Source organism: Streptomyces sp. NPDC020597, assembly GCF_044335095.1.
Taxonomy (GTDB): domain Bacteria; phylum Actinomycetota; class Actinomycetes; order Streptomycetales; family Streptomycetaceae; genus Streptomyces.
This window is the reverse complement of sequence record NZ_JBIRUL010000006.1, coordinates 208,800-226,438: the sequence shown is the minus strand read 5'-3', so window position 1 is coordinate 226,438 and position 17,639 is coordinate 208,800. Positions and strand designations below refer to the sequence as shown.

Here is a 17,639-nt window from a genome sequence, read left to right as displayed (position 1 = left end):
GTGTGACGGCACGTCCGATACGGGCTGCCGTATGTGCCCATCGTGCGGTATGCCACTGACAATCCGTTCTGACCTGCACCTTTGCTTCGATCGCGAGTTCGGGCTAGTTTTTGCACTGACCAGTCAGTTCAAAACCGCCAGGGGGAACCAGTGGTGGACGGAGTCGGGGTCGCAGCCGACGGCTTGGGGCTGCGAGGCCCCCGCGGATGGGCGTTCCGGGGGGTCGACGTCGACGCGGGGCCCGCGTCGCTGATCGCGATCGAGGGGCCCTCCGGCTCCGGCCGGACGAGCCTGCTGCTCGCCCTCACCGGGCGGATGAAGGCCACCGAGGGGACGGCGGCCGTCGGCGCGGCCCGTCTGCCCCGGCAGATGGCCGCCGTACGGCGGGTCAGCGCGCTCGCGCACGTCGCCGGTGTGACCGACCTCGAGCCGGCCCTGACGGTCGGCGAGCACCTGCGCGAACGGGCGTTGCTGCAAAGGCGGTTCGACGGCTCCGTACGGGATCTGCTGCGACCGCGCGCCGAGCGGGAGGCGCGCACGACGTCGCGGATCGACGCCGCGCTCGATGCCGCCGGGCTCGACCGCGAGTCCCTGCCCAAGGGCGCGCGTACGGCCGTCCGCGATCTGGAGCGCGTCGAGGCCCTGCGGCTCTCCGTGGCGCTGGCGCTCATCGGGCGCCCCCGGCTGCTCGGCGTCGACGACATCGACCTGAAGCTGACGGACGCCGAGCGGACCGAGGTCTGGGCGCTGCTCCGATCGCTCACCGAGGCGGGGACCACCGTGGTCGCCGTGTGCGGCGGCGAGGCTCCCGGGGACGCCGTCCGGGTCCGCACGGACACCCACGCCGACGTCGGCACCGGCACCGGCAGGGACAAAGGCACGGACGAGGGCTCCGGCGCAGGCTCCGAAGCGGGCGCGGCCGCCGAGGCGCCTGCCGAGCGGGACGGCGTCCACGCACCGGGCGGACCGGAGGCCGGGCCCGGCGGGGCCGAGCAGGACGACGGCCACGCCGCGGAGACCGCGCAGGGCGACTCCGGCGCCCGGACCGAAGACGACGAGGACGAGGAGGAGAGGACGCATGCGCACGCCGAGACTGGCCGCGCTTGAGCTGCGGCGCTTCGGCCGGGGCAGGCTCCCGCGGGCGGCCCTGGTCGCGCTGCTGCTGCTGCCGCTGCTGTACGGAGCGCTGTACCTGTACTCCTTCTGGGACCCGTACGGCAGGCTCGACCGCATCCCCGTGGCGCTGGTGAACGACGACAGGGGTGCGACCGCCGACGGGAAGCGGATCGCCGCCGGGGACGACATCACCGCGAAGCTGCGGGACAGCGCGGTCTTCGACTGGCACGAGGTGAGCGCCCGGGAGGCACGCGCGGGCCTGGAGGACGGCAGGTACTACCTGTCGCTGACCATGCCCGCCGACTTCAGCCGGCGCATCGCCTCCAGTTCCGGCGACTCCCCCGCGACAAGCGCCCTCCAGGTGCGCACGAACGACGCGAACAACTACATCGTCGGGCAGATCTCCCGGACCGTCTTCAGCGAGGTGCGCACGGCCGCTTCCACGAAGACCTCCCGGACCTTCCTCGACAGGATCTTCGTGTCGTTCTCCGATATCCACGGCAAGACCCGGCAGGCCGCGGACGGGGCCGACGACCTCACGGGCGGCATCGGGAAGGCCAAGAAGGGCTCCAAGGCCCTCGCCGACGGGCTGGGCGACGCCAAGGACGGCAGCGGCAAGCTGGCCAAGGGGCTGACCAAGCTCGACGAGCGGGCCGACGCCCTGGAGGACGGCTCGCAGAAGGTCGCGGACGGCACCCAGGCGCTCGCCGACAAGGTCAACGGCTTCTCCGGGGCGATCGGGCCCTTCCTCCAGGACAACGAGAAGACCATCGGCGACACCGCCCGGCTGGTCGCCGACTCCGCCGAGCTGATCGACGGCGACCTGGCCGCCCTGGTGAAGGCGGCGCCGCCCGCCGCCAAGGCCGCCCACACGGCCTCCGACGCCCTCGCGGCCGTCCACAGGGCGCGCTGCGAGACGCCCGTGCTGCCCGACCCGGCCTGCGCCGAGCTGGCGAAGGCCAAGGACTCCGCCGCCGACGTCGCGACGGTCGCCGACGACGTCAACACGCTGATCGCGGACCAGAACGGCGACCTGAAGACGCTCCGCACGAACCTGGGCGCCCTGCGCAAGCAGGCGAAGTCCCTCGCCGAGGACGCCCCGCACCTCTCCGAGGACCTCACCGACGCCGTGACGAAGGTCAACGCGCTGAACACGGGCGCCTCCAAGGTGGCCAAGGGCGTCAAGAAGCTGAACGGCGGGCTCGGCGCCGCCAGAACGGGCTCCGTCGACCTGGACACGGGCGTCGGCAAGCTGGAGACCGGCGCCGAGAACCTCGACGGCGGCATGTTCAAGCTCTCCGACGGTTCCGGCAAGCTCGCCGACGGCCTGCACGACGGCGTCCGGCGGATCCCCGACTACGACGAGCGGCAGCGCGACGCGCGCACCTCCGTCATGGCCGACCCCGTCCGGCTCGTCTCCCAGGACCTGCACAAGGCGCCCAACTACGGCACCGGTTTCGCCCCGTACTTCATCCCGCTGTCGCTGTGGGTGGGCGCGATGGTGGCGTACATGCTGATCGCCCCGATGAACCGGCGTGCGCTGGCCGCCGGCGCCCCGGCCTGGCGGATCGCGCTGGCGGGCTGGCTCCCGGTGGTGGCGATCGGGGTGCTGCAGACCAGCGCCCTGATGGCCGTGCTGCACTGGTGGGTCGGTCTCGAGATGGTGCGGGCGGCGGGCACGGTGGGCTTCCTGTTCCTGGTGTCGGCGTGCTTCGCGGCGCTCGTGCAGTGGCTCAACGCGCGCTTCGGGGCGGCGGGCCGGATCCTCGTCCTCGCCCTGCTGATGCTGCAGCTGACGTCCGCGGGCGGCACATATCCCGTGCAGACCAGCCCCGGGTTCTTCAACGCGGTCCATCCCTATCTGCCGATGAGTCACGTGGTCGACGCGCTGCGCCGGCTCATCACCGGCGGCGGCCTGGGCCCGGTGTGGCACGCGTGCGTGGTGCTCGTCGCCTTCACCGCGGGAGCCCTCGCGCTGACGGCCCTGTCGGCACGCCGCCGGCAGGTGTGGACGCCGGCCCGGCTGCACCCGGAGCTGACCCTGTGAGGATGCGTCGTCCGGGCGGCCGGATCCCTGTGACAATCGGGACCATGGAAAGCAGCACCACCCCGGGCGGCAGCACCCGCCGCGAGGCCACCCGGCAGAAGCTCTACGAGGCGGCCGTCACCCTCATCGCCGAGCAGGGGTTCTCCGCGACCACCGTCGACGAGATCGCCGAACGGGCCGGCGTCGCCAAGGGCACGGTCTACTACAACTTCGCGAGCAAGTCGGTCCTGTTCGAGGAGTTGCTGCGGCACGGCGTGGGCCTGCTCACCGCGTCGCTGCGCGAGGCGGCCGAGCGCACGGCCAGGGAGGGCGGCGGCAGGGTCGACGCGCTGGACGCGATGATCCGCGCGGGCCTCGTCTTCATCGACCGCTACCCGTCCTTCACGCAGCTCTACGTGGCCGAGCTGTGGCGCACCAACCGGGCCTGGCAGTCCACGCTCATGGTGGTCCGTCAGGAGGCGGTGGCCGTCGTCGAGGGGGTGCTGCGCGAGGGCGTGGACAACGGCGAGTTCAGCGACGAGATCGACGTGCCGCTGACGGCGGCCGCGCTGGTCGGCATGGTCCTGGTGGCCGCCCTCGACTGGCAGGCCTTCCAGCCGGAGCGGTCGCTGGACGACGTCCATTCCGCGCTCTCCCGGCTGCTGCAGGGAAGGGTCAGCGGGCGGCGGTAGCAGAACGGCACACGCGGGCACACGAAAGCGCCGGTCCGCCGCGGCCACGTCCCCCGTGTGCCGCCGCCGACCGGCGCTTCCTCGTGCTCCCCCGTGCTCCCCCCGTTCTTTCTTCCCCTCCCCCGTCCCCCGTGTCCCCCGTCCGGTCGTTCCCCCCGGGGTCCCCCGTGCCTCGCTCCCGCCGAACCCGTCGGCGGAAGGAGCGGATCGAGGGCCGCTCCGTTCCGGCGCCCCGTGTCGCCGGTGCCGGAGCCGCCCCTCTCTCCGTGCCTCCACTCTCCCGTTCGCGCAGGTCCACCCCCATCCGCGCGCGTACTCATCTCACCTCATAGGTACGCGTACTCAGGCCTGCGCGCTCATCCCCAGGACGCCGTGCGGCCGACTCGTTACGATCGCCTCCGTGTCCGTACTCCCCCTCGTCTTCACCAGCGGCTGGGCCAGCGGCGTCAACGCCTACGCGGTGGTGCTGCTCCTCGGCGTGTTCGGCGCCACCGGCCTGAGCGACGACGTCCCCGGGACGCTCCAGCGCCCCGAGGTGCTCGTCGTCGCGGGCATCCTGTTCCTGTGCGAGGCGGTGGCCGACAAGATCCCGTACGTGGACTCGGCGTGGGACGCGGTGCACACGGTCGTCCGTCCGGCGGCGGGGGCCTGGGTGGGCGCGGTGCTCGCCGGGCAGAGCGGCTCGCTCTCCGACGCGGCGGCCGCCCTGCTCGGCGGATCGACGGCGCTGGCCAGCCACGCCGTCAAGGCAGGCGCCCGGATGGCGGTGAACTCCTCGCCGGAGCCGTTCAGCAACGTGATCGTGAGTCTGGCCGAGGATCTCGGCGTCGCCGGGATCGTGACGTTCGCGATCTTCCACCCGGTGGCCGCCTCGGTCGTCGCGGCGGCTCTGCTGCTGGCCGGCCTGACCGTGCTGTTCTTCCTCGTCTCACGGATCCGGCGGTTCCTGCGGCGCAGGGCGCAGCGGCGCGAAGAACGCCGGCTCACCCGGCTCCCCTGGCCGCCGCCGGGCTGACGGCGTGTGGGCCGGCGGCGGCCGATAAGGTCGCGGACATGGCAGGGATTGCGGTGATCGGCGCCGGCATGGGCGCGCTGGCGGCGGCGGCCCGGCTGGCCGTCGCAGGCCACCGGGTGACGGTGTACGAGCGGACGGGCACGTACGGCGGAGCGGTGCGCCGCTTCGAGCGGGACGGGTTCGGCTTCGACACCGGCCCCGGGCTGCTCACGCTCCCGGCCGTCTGGCGCGACCTGTTCGTCAAGACCGGCAAGGAGCCCCTGGAGGAGTGCGTCGAGCTGGTGCAGGTCGACCCGTCCGCCCGCCATGTCTTCGCGGACGGCACCGGGGCGGCGCTGCCGAACGCCTCACGTGCGGGGGTCGTCTCCGCGCTGGACGAGGCACTGGGCGGGCAGGCCGGGCAGCGCTGGGGCGACTTCCTGGTGCGGGCCCGCGAAGCCTGGGACCGCACCCGTCGGCCGCTCCTGGAGGAGCCCCTGTGGCCGAACTGGTCGGTGCTGGCCGACCGTGAGCCCTACCCGGCGGTGCCGCACCGGCGTCTGCTGCGCACCCGACGCGCGGGCACCCTCGCCGAGGTCGGCGCCTGGGAGCTGCGCGACCCCCGGCTCGCCGCGCTCCTGGAGTCCCACGCGCTCGCGTACGGTCTCGACCCGCGGGTCGCTCCGGCGAGCGCGGCCGTCCTTCCCTACATGGAGCACGCCTTCGGCACGTGGTACGTGCGCGGGGGGATGCGGGAGCTGGCGCGCGCGGTGTACGAGCGGTGCCTGGCCCGCCGGGTCGGGTTCGTCTTCGACGCCGAGGTGACGCGCGTCCTCGAGAAGGACGGCCGGGCCGCGGGCGTGGAGCTGGCCGACGGCCGCGTGGCCGACGCGGACTTCGTGGTCGCCCCGGGCAGCTTCGCGGGCCTGCCCGTCCGGGGCGAGGGCGAGGTCGTCCCCCAGCGTTCCCTGCCGAGCCGGCTGACCGTGCTGCTGGCCCTGCGCGGCCCCCGTCCGCGGGACGCCGCGCATCGCACGGTGGTGCACACGCCGGACCGGGAGGGCGAGCTGACCGGCCTCTTCGGCGCTGTGCCGTCCGTGCCCGCGCTGCCTACGGTGACGGTCCTGCGGCCGGACGACGCCCGGCTGGTCCCGGACGGCGACCACGAGGCCGTGACGGTCGCCGCCGTGGTCCCCGCCGGACCGGAGCTGCCCGCCGGGCAGACGGACGCCCTGGCGGACGCCCTGGTCGCCGCCGCCGAGCGGGCCGTCCCGGGCCTGCGCGACCGCGTTCTGTGGCGGGAGGTGCGCACCGCGGCCGACATCGCGCGGGAGACCGGTGCGGCCGGCGGGGCGGTTCCGGCGCCGGCGTTGGCGGCGGCCGGCGGACGGCTGCTGCATCCCGCCAACTCCACGGCACTGGAGGGCCTGTTCGCCGTGGGCGGCTGGTCGCACCCGGGCGGCGGGCTGCCGCACGCGGGGATGTCCGGCGCGCTGGTGTCCGGTCTGATCGTGGAGGGCCCGCAGTTCCGGGGCTCGCAGTGAGCGTCCGGCGCGCGGTGGGCGGGCGCGGCTCAGCGGCCGGCGTACCCGGCTCGGCAGTGAGCGCAGCGTGCGGGAGGTGGGCCGACCCGGCTCGCGGTGACGCTCGGCCGGGGCGTGCGGTGGGTGGGCGCGGCCGTCAGAACCGGTACTGCTCGTCGTAGCCGGTGCCCTGGCCGGGCCCCTGCTGCCGGTCGTCGCCCTGGTAGGGGTACTGCTGCTGCCCGGACTGGTAGTCGCCGCCCAGCGGATCGTCGGTGTTGCGCTGCTGCGGGACCCAGACGCCGCCGGCCGGGGTCTCCCCGTAGCCGCCCGTGCCGTACTGGTCCTGGCCGTAGCCCTGCTGTCCGTACTGCTGCTGCCCGTAGGCGGGGTCGTAGGACCCGGTGCCGTAGGTCTGGGTGCCGATGTACGGGTCGGAGTAGGCGGCGTACTGCTGCTCGCCGGTGGCGTCGTAGCCGTACTGCTGCTGGTAGTTGGAGTAGCCGTCGTAGCCGTAGTTCTGGTCGGCGCCCTGGCCGGCCGTCGCGTACTGGTCCTGCTGCTGGCCCTGCTGCTGCCCCTGGCCGGTCGACGCCGCGTACGCGGCGTCGCTGTATATGCCGTAGGAGCCGGTGTCGTCGGGCATGGGCTGCGGCTCGTAGACGGAGGCCGCGGCGGTGCGGCCGGCGGGGGTGAAGACGTCGTCGCGGTCGAAGTCGTCGTCGTAGGCGTTGGCGTCGCCGCGCCGGCCGCCGTCCCGGGCCGGGTCCGCGGCGTCGTCGTACGGCGCACCGGACGCGAAGCCCGCCTCGGCGGCCCCGGGATCGGAGTCCTCGAGGACCGGGTCCTGGCGCTCGGCCTTGCCGCGGCGGCGTTTGACGAGCGAACCGAACTCGCCGCCCTCGGCGTCCGCGTCGGCGCGCCGGAAGGCCCAGCCCTCGGCGAAGCCGCGCCGGAAGGAGAGCGTGACGTAGGTCTGGCCGACCGCGAAGGCGGCCGCGCCCAGCGCGATGACGACGACCGACGGGATCAGGACGCCGAGGACGACGCCGAGGAAGCCGACGAACGCCAGCAGCCGCCAGCGCAGCCGCGCCTTGTACTGCAGCAGCACCTCACCCAGCAGCCACAGCGCGACGATGCCGAACGCGATGTAGAGGACCGTCCAGCCCATGTACGCCCCTCTCCCAGTGGCCGCTACGCAGTGTGTCGTAAGTCGGTGCGACCGGTCTAGGCCTGCGGCGGATGGTGCAGGCCCAGGTTCTCGTAGATTTCCAGCGTCGCCGTGGAGCTGTTGAGCGTGATGAAGTGCAGTCCGGGCACTCCCTCGGCCAGCAGCCGTGCGCAGAACTCCGTGGCGAAGTCGATGCCAATGGAGCGTACAGCGGACGGATCGTCTTTGGCTGTGAGGATCCGCTCTTTCAGGGCGGCCGGGAAGTGGGCGTTGCTGAGCTGTGGCAGGCGTTCCAGCATCTTCACACTCGTCACCGGAAGCACCTCGGGGATGACCGGAGTCACACAGCCGGCCGCCTCGACGCGGTCGCGCAGCCGCAGATAGGAGTCGGGCTCGAAGAACATCTGTGTGATGGCGTAGTCGGCGCCGGCCCGGCACTTGTCGACGAAGTGCGCGACGTCGGCCTCCCAGGCGTCGGAGCGCGGGTGCATCTCGGGGAACGCGGCGACGCCCACGCAGAAGTCGCCCGACTCCTTGATGAGCCGGACGAGTTCGGCGGCGTACGTCAGGCCCTGCGGATGCGGCACCCAGGCGCCCATCGGGTCGCCGGGCGGGTCGCCGCGCACGGCGAGCATGTTGCGGATTCCGGCGTCGGCGTACTGGCCGATGATGTTGCGCAGCTCGGCGACGGAGTGGTCCACGGCGGTGAGGTGCGCGACCGGGGTCAGAGTGGTGTCGACGACGATCTGCTGGGTCTCACGGACCGTGGTCGCCCGGGTGGAACCGCCGGCGCCGTACGTCACCGAGACGAAGTCGGGCGCGACCGCCTCGACCCTGCGCAGCGCGTTCCACAGGCTCCGCTCACCCTGGGGCGTCTTCGGCGCGTAGAACTCGAACGAGTACGTCGTCTTGCCGGTCGCCAGGATGTCGCGCACGGTGCGCGCGCGGTCCGTCCTGGTGGATGCGGTTCCTAGGGCCATACCCGCAGGTTAGTCAGGGGTGGGCGGTCCCCCAACCGGATGGGGGATATTTGCCCGAATTGCCGACTTGTTGTCCATCCCTTGGACAGGCGTACACGAAACGACCGTACGAGCCGGAGCCCGGCGGTCCCGCGGGCGGCCGCCGGGCGCTACGCCTGGCTCAGCCGCTTCGCGAACTCGGCCGCCGCGGCGCCCGGATCCGCCGCCTCGGTGATCGCCCGGACGACCACCACCCGGCGGGCGCCCGCCGCCAGCACCTCGTCGAGGTTCTCCAGGTCGATGCCGCCGATGGCGAACCACGGGCGGTCGGTGCCGAGGCCGGCGGTGTGCCGGACCAGGCCGAGGCCGGGAGCGTGCCGGCCGGGCTTGGTGGGGGTGGGCCAGCACGGGCCTGTGCAGAAGTAGTCGACGCCCTCCTGGACCGCGGCCGCCTCGGCCTCGGCCGCCGCGTGCGTGGAACGGCCGACGAGGACGTCGCCGCCGAGGATCGCGCGGGCCGCGGGGACCGGCAGGTCGCCCTGGCCGAGGTGGAGGACGTCGGCCCCGGCGGCGTGCGCCACGTCCGCGCGGTCGTTGACCGCGAGCAGCCTGCCGTGCCGGGCGCAGGCGTCGGCGAACACCTTCAGGTGGTCCAGCTCCTCGGCGGCCTCCATGCCCTTGTCGCGCAGCTGGACGATGTCGACGCCGGCGGCGAGGACGGCGTCCAGGAACTCCGGGAGGTCGCCCTGCCGGGTGCGGGCGTCCGTGCACAGGTACAGCCGGGCCGCGGCCAGGCGGGTGCGGGCGGTGTCGGGCATACGGGGTCCCCCAGGGTGGTGGCGCACGGGGGCCGGCTGCGCCCCCGTACGCCGGGTGTCGGTGCGAGTCCGCGGGTTCAGACGGCGAGCGCCTGGGCGCGGCGCTTCACCTCCGTGCCGCGATTCTCACTCAGGGCCTGCGCGGGCGTGCCGGGCAGGCTCGGGTCGGGCGTGAAGAGCCACTCGAGCATCTCCTCGTTCGAGAAGCCGTCGTCCCGCAGCAGCGTCAGGGTCCCGACCAGGCCCTTCACCACCTTGTCCCCGTCGATGAAGGCGGCGGGGACGTGCAGCGCGCGGTTCTCCCCCCGGCGTACGGCGATGAGCTGGCCGTCCTTGATCAGCTGCCGGACGCGGATCACGTCGACATCGAGCATCTCCGCGATGTCGGGCACGGTGAGCCAGGCGGGGACGAGGGCGTCGGTCTTTGCGTCAATCTCGGTCACGGGAACAAGCCTGCCATCTGCCGCTGACAGTCGGAAGCCGGGCCGGTCCGACCAGGGGGGCGGGGGCTCAGGCGGTGGCCGCCTTGAGCGGCCGGGCGGGGTCCACGAGGAGCCGCGGGTTCATCGGCGTGGCCGCCTCGATCAGCCGCCTGCCCTGGGCGAGATCGCGCGGGCGCCCCACGGCCAGCAGGGCGACCAGCCGGTCCTCGCGCAGCCAGCAGACGGTCCAGGCGGGCCCGGACGGCTCGCCGCGCCACAGCACGACGTCGGCGTCGGCGTGGTGACCGGCGTACTGGACGAAACGGCCGAACTGCTCGGACCAGAAGTACGGGACCGGGTCGTAGGCGACCGGGGGCTCGCCGGTGGCCGCGCCGAGGATGTTCGCCGCGACCGTGCGCGGTCCCTGGAGGGCGTTGTCCCAGTGGTGGACGAGGAGCCGCTCGCCGTACCTGCGCGAGGGGAAGGAGGCGCAGTCGCCGACCGCGTACACGTCCGGCAGGTTCGTGCGCAGGCCCGCGTCCGCCACGACCTCGTGGTGCGCGCCCAGCTCGACGCCGGAGCCGGCGAGCCAGGCGGTGGCGGGGCGGGCGCCGATGCCGACCACGACGGCGCCGGCGGCCAGCCGCGAGCCGTCGTCCAGCACGACGGCGCCGGGCTCCAGGCGCGCCACGCGCGCGTGGGTGCGCAGGTCGGCGCCGCTGTCGGCGTACCAGTCGGCCATCGGGACGGCGACCTCGGGCGGCAGCGCCCCGGCCAGCGGCCGGTCGGCGGCCTCGACGACGGTCACCGCGCAGCCGGCCTCGCGCGCGGCCGTGGCGAACTCGGCGCCGATCCAGCCGGCGCCGACGACCACGATGTCGTGCCGGCGGGCGAGGACGGGTCGCAGGCGCTCGGCGTCGTCCAGGGTGCGCAGCAGGTGCACGCCGGGCACGCCCTCGGAGCCCGGCAGCCGGACGGGCTCCGCCCCGGTGGCGAGGACGAGGACGTCGTAGGGGACGGGCCCGCGCTCGGTGTCCAGCTCATGGTCGGCGGGACGCAGGCCGAGGACCTCGCGGCCGAGCTCAAGCCGGATGCCGAGGCCCTCGAAGTCGACGTCGAAGGCGGAGTTCGCGGCCTTGCCGAGCAGCACGGCCTTGGACAGCGGGGGCCGGTCGTAGGGCTGGTGGGGTTCCGCGCCGATCAGGGTGACGGCTCCGTCGAAGCCCTGCTCGCGCAGGGCGACCGCGGTCTGCACCCCGGCCATGCCCGCGCCGGCGACGACCACGCGCCGCGCCCCGGACCGGTCCTCTTCCTGCCTCTGCTCGCTCACCTGATCACCATAGACACCTGACGTTTCGTCAGTCAGCCGCCCTGCTCGGTGACCTGCTCCACACCGCGCGCGGCACCCGGTGCGTCGCGCGGGGATTCCTCCCCTTCGTCCGGGATCTGCTCCACGACGCTGACGCCGTGGCCCGCCCGGGACTCCCACTCCCAGGCCTCCTCGAGGCGGACCCGGCCGTCGGGCAACTCCAGGACCGTCGACACGCAGTGACCCGAGGAGGTCGTCCCGTCGTGTCCCAGCTGGACGTACCGGAAGTCGAGCCGGTCCCCCTCGCGGGTCCCCACGAGGCGCCCGCGCACGACGTCGCCGCCCGCGTATTCGGCCCAGACCGCCCCGTCCCGCTCGTGGTAGGCGAAGCGGGTGCGCAGGCCGACCTGCCCGCGGGCCTGGTCGGCCACGGGGGCGAGGACGAGGCCGTCGAGCGAGCGTGCCATGGGCGGGGGCTCCCTTACTGAGGCGTGTCACGTCGGGCTAGGGTGGCCAACGTAGAGCACTCGCGGGAGCCCGGACGCACCGGGCTGAGAGGGAGGCTGGCGGCCTCCGACCGTACGAACCTGATCCGGGTCATGCCGGCGAAGGGAGGGGCTGGACGCCCATGTCGTCTCCACGCACGTCAGACGTCCTCGTCATCGGGGGCGGGATCATCGGGCTGGTCACCGCCTGGCGGGCCGCACAGCGCGGCCTCGCCACGGCGGTGGCGGACCCGGAGCCGGGCGGCGGGGCCGCCCAGGTGGCCGCCGGGATGCTGGCGGCCGTCACGGAACTGCACTACGGCGAGCAGACCCTGCTCGGCCTGAACCTCGCGTCGGCCCGCCGCTATCCGGACTTCGCGGCCGAGCTGACGGAGCTGACCGGGCTCGACGTCGGCTACCGGCACTGCGGCACGCTCGCGGTCGCGCTGGACTCCGACGACCGCACCCACCTGCGCGAACTGCACGCCCTGCAGCGGCAGTCGGGGCTGGAGTCGCAGTGGCTGTCCGGGCGTGAGTGCCGGCGTCTGGAGCCGATGCTCGCGCCGGGGGTGCGCGGCGGACTGCGGGCGGACGGCGACCACCAGGTCGATCCGCGGCGGCTGGCCGCAGCCCTGACGGCGGCCTGCGAGCGGGCGGGCGTCGTGTTCCACCGCACGTGGGCGGAGCGGCTGACGGTCGCGGGCGACCGGGCGACGGGGGCCGTCCTGCGGGACGGCACGACGGCGGCGGCCGAACAGACGGTGCTCGCGGGCGGCAGTCTGAGCGGGCGGCTCGCGGGCGTCCCGCAGGACGTGCTGCCCGCCGTACGGCCCGTGAAGGGACAGGTCCTGCGGCTGACCGTGCCGGCCCGGTGCGCGCCGTTCCTGAACCGGACCGTGCGGGCCGTGGTCCGCGGCAGCCACGTCTACCTGGTCCCCCGGGACAACGGCGAACTGGTGGTGGGCGCGACCAGCGAGGAGCTCGGCTGGGACACGACCGTGACGGCGGGGGGCGTGTACGAGCTGCTGCGCGACGCCCACGAACTGGTCCCCGGCATCACCGAGCTGCCGCTCACCGAGACGCGCGCGGGCCTGCGTCCGGGTTCCCTGGACAACGCGCCGCTGCTCGGGCCGACGGAGCTGCCCGGGCTGCTGCTGGCCACCGGGCACTACCGCAACGGCGTGCTGCTGACGCCGGTGACCGGTGACGCGATGGCGGAGGTCCTGGTCACCGGGGAGCTGCCCGACGAGGCCCGCCCCTTCACCCCCCGGCGTTTCGGCGCCGCCGCACTCCTGGAGCAGCCCGCGTGAACGCCCCTGTGAACGTCTCGGTCAACGGCGAGCGGCGGCAGTTCGCTCCCGGCACCGCTCTCGACAGCGTCGTGCGGTCCCTGACGCCCGCGGCCTCCGGGGTGGCCGCCGCGCTCAACGAGACCGTCGTCCCGCGCGCGCAGTGGCCGTCCACGGCCCTGTCCGACGGAGACCGCGTGGAAGTCCTCACCGCCGTCCAGGGAGGCTGAACCGTGGCCGACGACGACCTCGTCCTCGGGGGGACCTCCTACTCCTCCCGGCTGATCATGGGCACCGGCGGCGCGCCCAGCCTGGAGGTGCTGGAGCGGGCCCTGATCGCCTCCGGCACCGAGCTGACGACGGTCGCGATGCGCCGGGTGGACCCGTCGGTGCACGGGTCCGTGCTGTCGGTGCTGGAGCGGCTCGGCATCCGGGTGCTGCCGAACACGGCGGGCTGCTTCACGGCCGGCGAGGCCGTGCTGACGGCCCGGCTGGCCAGGGAGGCGCTGGGGACCGACCTGGTCAAGCTGGAGGTCATCGCCGACGAGCGGACTCTGCTGCCCGACCCGGTGGAGCTGCTGGACGCGGCGGAGACGCTGGTGGACGAGGGGTTCACGGTGCTGCCCTACACGAACGACGATCCGGTGCTGGCCCGGAAGCTGGAGGACGCCGGCTGCGCCGCGGTGATGCCGCTGGGGTCGCCGATCGGGTCCGGCCTAGGGATCCGCAACCCGCACAACTTCCAGCTGATCGTCGAGAACGCGCGCGTGCCGGTGATCCTGGACGCGGGCGCCGGCACGGCGTCGGACGCGGCGCTGGCGATGGAGCTGGGGTGTGCGGGGGTGATGCTGGCGTCGGCGGTGACACGGGCCCGCGATCCCGAGCGCATGGCGTCCGCCATGCGGGCCGGCGTCGAGGCTGGCAGGTGGGCCCGGCTGGCGGGCCGGATCCCCCGCCGCTACTTCGCCGAGGCGTCGTCTCCCGCCGAGGGCCTGGCCGCCCTGGACCCGGAACGCCCCGCTTTCTGACGGCGGCCGACCGCCGGGCGGCGCACGGACGTCACCGGCTAGGGACTCGCCGGGCCGCGAACGCGGCGGGTCCCGGCGCCGCCCGCCGGTTCGCGTCACAGCTCGGCTGCAGTCGCGCTGCGATCCCGGTGTGATCGGCGGGGTGTCGGCGTCGGCTCGTACACTCACCTGCGTGGACACGACCCTTCAGGACCCTCTGGTCGGGCAGGTGCTCGACGGCAGGTATCGCGTGGAGGCGCGGATCGCGGTCGGCGGGATGGCCACGGTCTACCGGGCCGTGGACACCCGCCTCGACCGGGTGCTCGCGCTCAAGGTGATGCATCCGGCGCTCGCCGCCGACGCGGCGTTCGTCGAGCGGTTCATCCGGGAGGCGAAATCGGTCGCCCGCCTGGCCCATCCGAACGTCGTGCAGGTCTTCGACCAGGGCGCCGACGGGTCGTACGTCTACCTGGCCATGGAGTACATCGCCGGCTGCACCCTGCGGGACGTGCTGCGCGAGCGCGGGGCCCTGCAGCCGAGGGCCGCGCTCGACATCCTCGAGCCCGTCCTCGCCGCACTGGGCGCCGCGCACCGGGCCGGTTTCGTGCACCGGGACATGAAGCCCGAGAACGTGCTGATCGGGGACGACGGCCGGGTCAAGGTCGCCGACTTCGGTCTGGTGCGCTCGGTGGACACCGTCACCAGCACCACCGGGGCGGTGCTCGGCACCGTGTCCTACCTCGCCCCCGAGCAGATCGACCAGCCGGGCGTCGCCGATCCCCGCGTCGACGTGTACGCGTGCGGCGTCGTGCTCTACGAGATGCTCACCGGCGACAAGCCGCATGAGGGGGACTCCCCCGCGATCGTGCTCTACAAGCACCTCCACGAGGACGTCCCGGCGCCCTCGGCACTCGTCCCCGGGCTGCCGTTCGAGCTGGACGAACTCGTGGCGTCGGCCACCGCGCGCACGCCCGGGGTCCGCCCGCACGACGCCGTCGCGCTGCTCGCGCAGGTCCGCGAGGCGCGCGCCCCGCTCACCGAGGAGCAGCTGGACGCGCTGCCCCCGCAGGCCCTCTCCGGCGAGCACGACAACGCCGAGGACCGCACGAGCGTGATCCCCCGCTCGCTCACGGTCCCCCGCCCGCTGCCCGTCAACGAGGACGAGCCCGCCGACGAGGCGGCCGCGCTCAACCGGACCTCCCGGTTCCAGAGCCCGCCTCCGCTGCCGCCGCGGCGCCGCTCCGTGCGGCCCCGGCGCTCGGTGATCGCGCTCGTCACCGTCGTCCTGCTGGTGCTCGGCGTGGGCGCGGGCGTGTGGTACATCAACTCCGGCCAGTTCACCAAGGTCCCCCCGGTGCTGACGCAGAAGGAGGCCGAGGCCCGCAAGCGCCTGGAGGCGGCGGGGCTGGAGGTCGGCAAGGTCCGGCACACGTACAGCGACACGGCGAAGCGCGGCACGGTCACGGAGACGGACCCCGGGCCCGGCGCCCGGATCCGCAAGAACGACTCGGTGGCGCTGACCGTCTCCGACGGCCCCGAGATCGTGAAGGTGCCGGACGTGCAGGGCACGGGGCTGGACAAGGCCCAGGAACAGCTGAAGAAGGACGGCCTGGAACCGGGTCTGGTCACCGAGGAGTTCAGCGACGACGTCGCCCGGGGCTCGGTGATCAGCACCGATCCGGAGGCGGGAGCCAAGCGCCGTGCGGGCACCGCGATCTCGCTCGTCGTCAGCAAGGGCAAGCCGATCGACGTCCCCGACGTCTCCGGTGACGACCTGGACGACGCCAGGGCCGAGCTGGAGGAGGCCGGCCTGACGGTGAAGGTCGCCGCCGAGCAGGTCAATTCCGGGGTCGACAAGGGCAAGGTCGCGGCGCAGACCCCCAAGGCGGACAGTCAGCTCGCCGAGGGCGACACCGTGACGCTGACTCTGTCCAAGGGCCCGGAGATGGTCGAGGTCCCGAACGTGGTCGGCTCGAGCGTGGACGACGCCAAGTCGCTCCTGGAGCAGGCGGGGTTCCAGGTCGACGAGGACCGCGGTCTGCTCGGCCTGTTCGGCGACACCGTGAAGAAGCAGTCCGTCGAGGCCGGGAAGTCGGCTCCCAAGGGGTCGACGATCACGATCACCATCCGGTGACGGACCGGGCGGGCGGGCATGACACCCTGACCGGGTGAGTGCTCGTCCCCCCTTCCCCTCCCGCAATCCCGTCGGCGGCCATGTGCCCGTGGCGGGCGGTCTGCACCGTGTGGGCATGTCGTACGCGCACGACCTCGAGGCCGAGGCGGTCCAGGTGTTCGTGGCCAACCCGCGCGGCTGGGCCACGCCGGTGGGCGACCCACGGCAGGACGAGGCCTTCCGGGAGGCGTGCTCGCAGCGGTCGGTCCCGGCGTACGTGCACGCGCCGTACCTGATCAACTTCGGTTCGCACACCGAGGCGACGGCCGAGCGGTCGGTGGCGTCGATGCGGCACTCGCTGCGCCGGGGGCGGGAGATCGGCGCGCTGGGCGTGGTCGTGCACACCGGGAGCGCGACGGGCGGACGGGACCGGTCGGTGGCGCTGAAACAGGTGCGCGAGTACCTGCTGCCGCTGCTGGACGAGCTGACCCACGACGACGACCCGTTCCTGCTGCTGGAGTCCACCGCCGGCCAGGGCTCGTCGCTCTGCTCCCGGACCTGGGACTTCGGGCCGTACTTCGAGGCTCTGGACTCCCACCCCAGGCTCGGCGTCTGCCTCGACACCTGTCACGTCTTCGCGGCCGGTCACGACCTGGCCGGCCCGTCCGGCATGCACCGCACCCTCGACCTGCTGGTGGACACGGTCGGCGAGGGCCGACTGAAGCTGATCCACGCCAACGACTCCAAGGACGTGGCCGGCGCGCACAAGGACCGGCACGAGAACATCGGCGCGGGTCACATCGGCGAGGACCCCTTCCGGGACCTCATGACGCACCCGGCGACGGCGGGCGTGCCGCTGATCATCGAGACGCCGGGCGGCAGGGAGGGCCACGCGGAGGACGTGCGACGGCTGAAGAAGCTGCGGGACGGCTAGGACGTCCGTCCGCCCGGGGCGCTCCCGCCCCTCGGGCCCTCCCGGCCCTGCGGCCGGTCAGAGTTCGGGGCCCTCCCCGGGCTCCTCCTGGTAGGAGTAGCGCTGCTCGCGCCAGGGGTCCCCGATGTTGTGGTAGCCGCGCTCCTCCCAGAAACCCCGGCGGTCGGCGGTCATGTACTCGACGCCGCGGACCCACTTGGGGCCCTTCCAGGCGTAGAGGTGCGGGACGACCAGACGCAGCGGGAAGCCGTGCTCGGCCGTGAGCAGCTCGCCGTCCTTGTGGGTGGCGAAGATCGTGCGCTCGGCGGCGAAGTCGGACAGCCGCAGGTTGGAGCTGAAGCCGTACTCGGCCCACACCATCACATGGGTGACGCTCGGGGCGGGCGGCGCGATCTCCAGGATCGTGCGGGCCGGGATGCCGCCCCACTCGGCGCCGAGCATGCTGAACTTCGTCACACAGTGCAGGTCGGCCAGCACGGAGGCGTACGGGAGGGCGGTGATCTCGTCGTGGTTCCAGCAGCGCTTCTCACCGTCGGCGGTGGCGCCGAAGACCCGGAACTCCCAGCGTTCGGGGCGGAACTTGGGGACCGGGCCGTAGTGGGTGACGGGCCAGCCGCGCTGCAGTCGCTGTCCCGGCGGAAGCTCGGACACCTCTGCTCCAGATTCGCGCTCCACCGGATGACCCATGACTCCATCCTGACAGACCCCGGACGATGCACATGACCAGCCATGACCCGGCCCGCCCCGAATCGGGCAACCGATACTAAGCATGCACTAACTT

At 73.6% G+C, this 17,639-nt stretch carries 16 protein-coding genes, 1 pseudogene and 1 riboswitch; of the genes and pseudogenes, 10 read left to right on the top strand and 7 right to left on the bottom strand.

Annotation, left to right across the window (positions count from 1 at the left end; all coding sequences use genetic code 11):
• The first annotated feature begins 153 nt into the window (after positions 1-153).
• The 5 genes from ACH4ZA_RS13510 (at position 154) to ACH4ZA_RS13490 (ending at position 6,372) form a co-directional block, all read left to right on the top strand.
• The gene (locus ACH4ZA_RS13510) at positions 154-1,107 is read left to right on the top strand and encodes an ATP-binding cassette domain-containing protein (RefSeq protein WP_398429433.1); all 954 of its coding nucleotides are present in this window, start codon (positions 154-156) and stop codon (positions 1,105-1,107) included.
• The gene (locus ACH4ZA_RS13505) at positions 1,079-3,163 is read left to right on the top strand and encodes a YhgE/Pip family protein (RefSeq protein WP_398429432.1); all 2,085 of its coding nucleotides are present in this window, start codon (positions 1,079-1,081) and stop codon (positions 3,161-3,163) included. Before ACH4ZA_RS13510 ends, ACH4ZA_RS13505 begins: the two co-directional genes overlap by 29 nt.
• A 44-nt stretch (positions 3,164-3,207) precedes the next feature.
• A complete protein-coding gene (locus tag ACH4ZA_RS13500) occupies positions 3,208-3,834 on the top strand; it encodes a TetR/AcrR family transcriptional regulator (protein ID WP_319278828.1) in 627 nt (208 codons plus the stop codon).
• 400 nt (positions 3,835-4,234) lie between these two features.
• On the top strand, positions 4,235-4,849 hold the full coding sequence (locus ACH4ZA_RS13495) for a DUF4126 domain-containing protein (protein WP_398429430.1): 615 nt from the start codon (positions 4,235-4,237) through the stop codon (positions 4,847-4,849).
• 38 nt (positions 4,850-4,887) lie between these two features.
• The gene (locus ACH4ZA_RS13490; RefSeq protein WP_398429429.1) at positions 4,888-6,372 is read left to right on the top strand and encodes a phytoene desaturase family protein; all 1,485 of its coding nucleotides are present in this window, start codon (positions 4,888-4,890) and stop codon (positions 6,370-6,372) included.
• Between the two features lie 136 nt (positions 6,373-6,508).
• Here ACH4ZA_RS13490 and ACH4ZA_RS13485 read toward each other — a convergent pair whose 3' ends face one another.
• The 6 genes and pseudogenes from ACH4ZA_RS13485 to ACH4ZA_RS13460 all read right to left on the bottom strand — a co-directional run.
• Entirely contained in the window at positions 6,509-7,522 is a 1,014-nt protein-coding gene (locus tag ACH4ZA_RS13485) for a hypothetical protein (RefSeq protein WP_319278831.1), read from the bottom strand.
• A 56-nt stretch (positions 7,523-7,578) separates the two neighbouring features.
• Positions 7,579-8,502, bottom strand: a complete 924-nt coding sequence (gene metF, locus ACH4ZA_RS13480) for a methylenetetrahydrofolate reductase [NAD(P)H] (RefSeq protein ID WP_319278832.1) — start codon at positions 8,500-8,502, stop codon at positions 7,579-7,581.
• Between the two features lie 149 nt (positions 8,503-8,651).
• Positions 8,652-9,299, bottom strand: coding sequence for a thiamine phosphate synthase (thiE, locus tag ACH4ZA_RS13475; protein ID WP_398429427.1), 648 nt, complete (start codon positions 9,297-9,299; stop codon positions 8,652-8,654).
• Positions 9,300-9,376: 77 nt separating this feature from the next.
• A complete protein-coding gene (locus ACH4ZA_RS13470) occupies positions 9,377-9,742 on the bottom strand; it encodes an Rv2175c family DNA-binding protein (RefSeq protein ID WP_319278834.1) in 366 nt (121 codons plus the stop codon).
• Positions 9,743-9,809: 67 nt separating this feature from the next.
• Positions 9,810-11,051, bottom strand: a complete 1,242-nt coding sequence (locus tag ACH4ZA_RS13465; RefSeq protein WP_398429424.1) for an NAD(P)/FAD-dependent oxidoreductase — start codon at positions 11,049-11,051, stop codon at positions 9,810-9,812.
• 113 nt (positions 11,052-11,164) lie between these two features.
• A pseudogene (locus ACH4ZA_RS13460) lies at positions 11,165-11,497 on the bottom strand (hypothetical protein); the annotation flags it as partial.
• Between the two features lie 52 nt (positions 11,498-11,549).
• Positions 11,550-11,661: riboswitch (TPP riboswitch) on the top strand.
• Between ACH4ZA_RS13460 and thiO the strand changes: the two are divergent.
• The 5 genes from thiO (at position 11,659) to ACH4ZA_RS13435 (ending at position 16,858) form a co-directional block, all read left to right on the top strand.
• Complete coding sequence (thiO, locus tag ACH4ZA_RS13455) at positions 11,659-12,825, top strand: glycine oxidase ThiO (RefSeq protein ID WP_398429423.1); 1,167 nt, start codon at positions 11,659-11,661, stop codon at positions 12,823-12,825. Its footprint overlaps the riboswitch before it by 3 nt.
• Positions 12,826-12,833: 8 nt before the next feature.
• Entirely contained in the window at positions 12,834-13,034 is a 201-nt protein-coding gene (gene thiS, locus ACH4ZA_RS13450) for a sulfur carrier protein ThiS (RefSeq protein ID WP_319278904.1), read from the top strand.
• 3 nt (positions 13,035-13,037) lie between these two features.
• Positions 13,038-13,832: a thiazole synthase gene (locus ACH4ZA_RS13445; RefSeq protein WP_319278836.1), complete on the top strand. Its 795-nt coding sequence runs from the start codon at positions 13,038-13,040 to the stop codon at positions 13,830-13,832.
• 172 nt (positions 13,833-14,004) lie between these two features.
• Complete coding sequence (gene pknB / locus ACH4ZA_RS13440; protein WP_398429421.1) at positions 14,005-15,945, top strand: Stk1 family PASTA domain-containing Ser/Thr kinase; 1,941 nt, start codon at positions 14,005-14,007, stop codon at positions 15,943-15,945.
• A 34-nt stretch (positions 15,946-15,979) separates the two neighbouring features.
• Entirely contained in the window at positions 15,980-16,858 is an 879-nt protein-coding gene (locus ACH4ZA_RS13435; RefSeq protein WP_319278839.1) for a deoxyribonuclease IV, read from the top strand.
• 57 nt (positions 16,859-16,915) lie between these two features.
• Here ACH4ZA_RS13435 and ACH4ZA_RS13430 read toward each other — a convergent pair whose 3' ends face one another.
• Positions 16,916-17,545, bottom strand: coding sequence for a sulfite oxidase-like oxidoreductase (locus ACH4ZA_RS13430; protein WP_319278840.1), 630 nt, complete (start codon positions 17,543-17,545; stop codon positions 16,916-16,918).
• Positions 17,546-17,639: the final 94 nt, after the last annotated feature.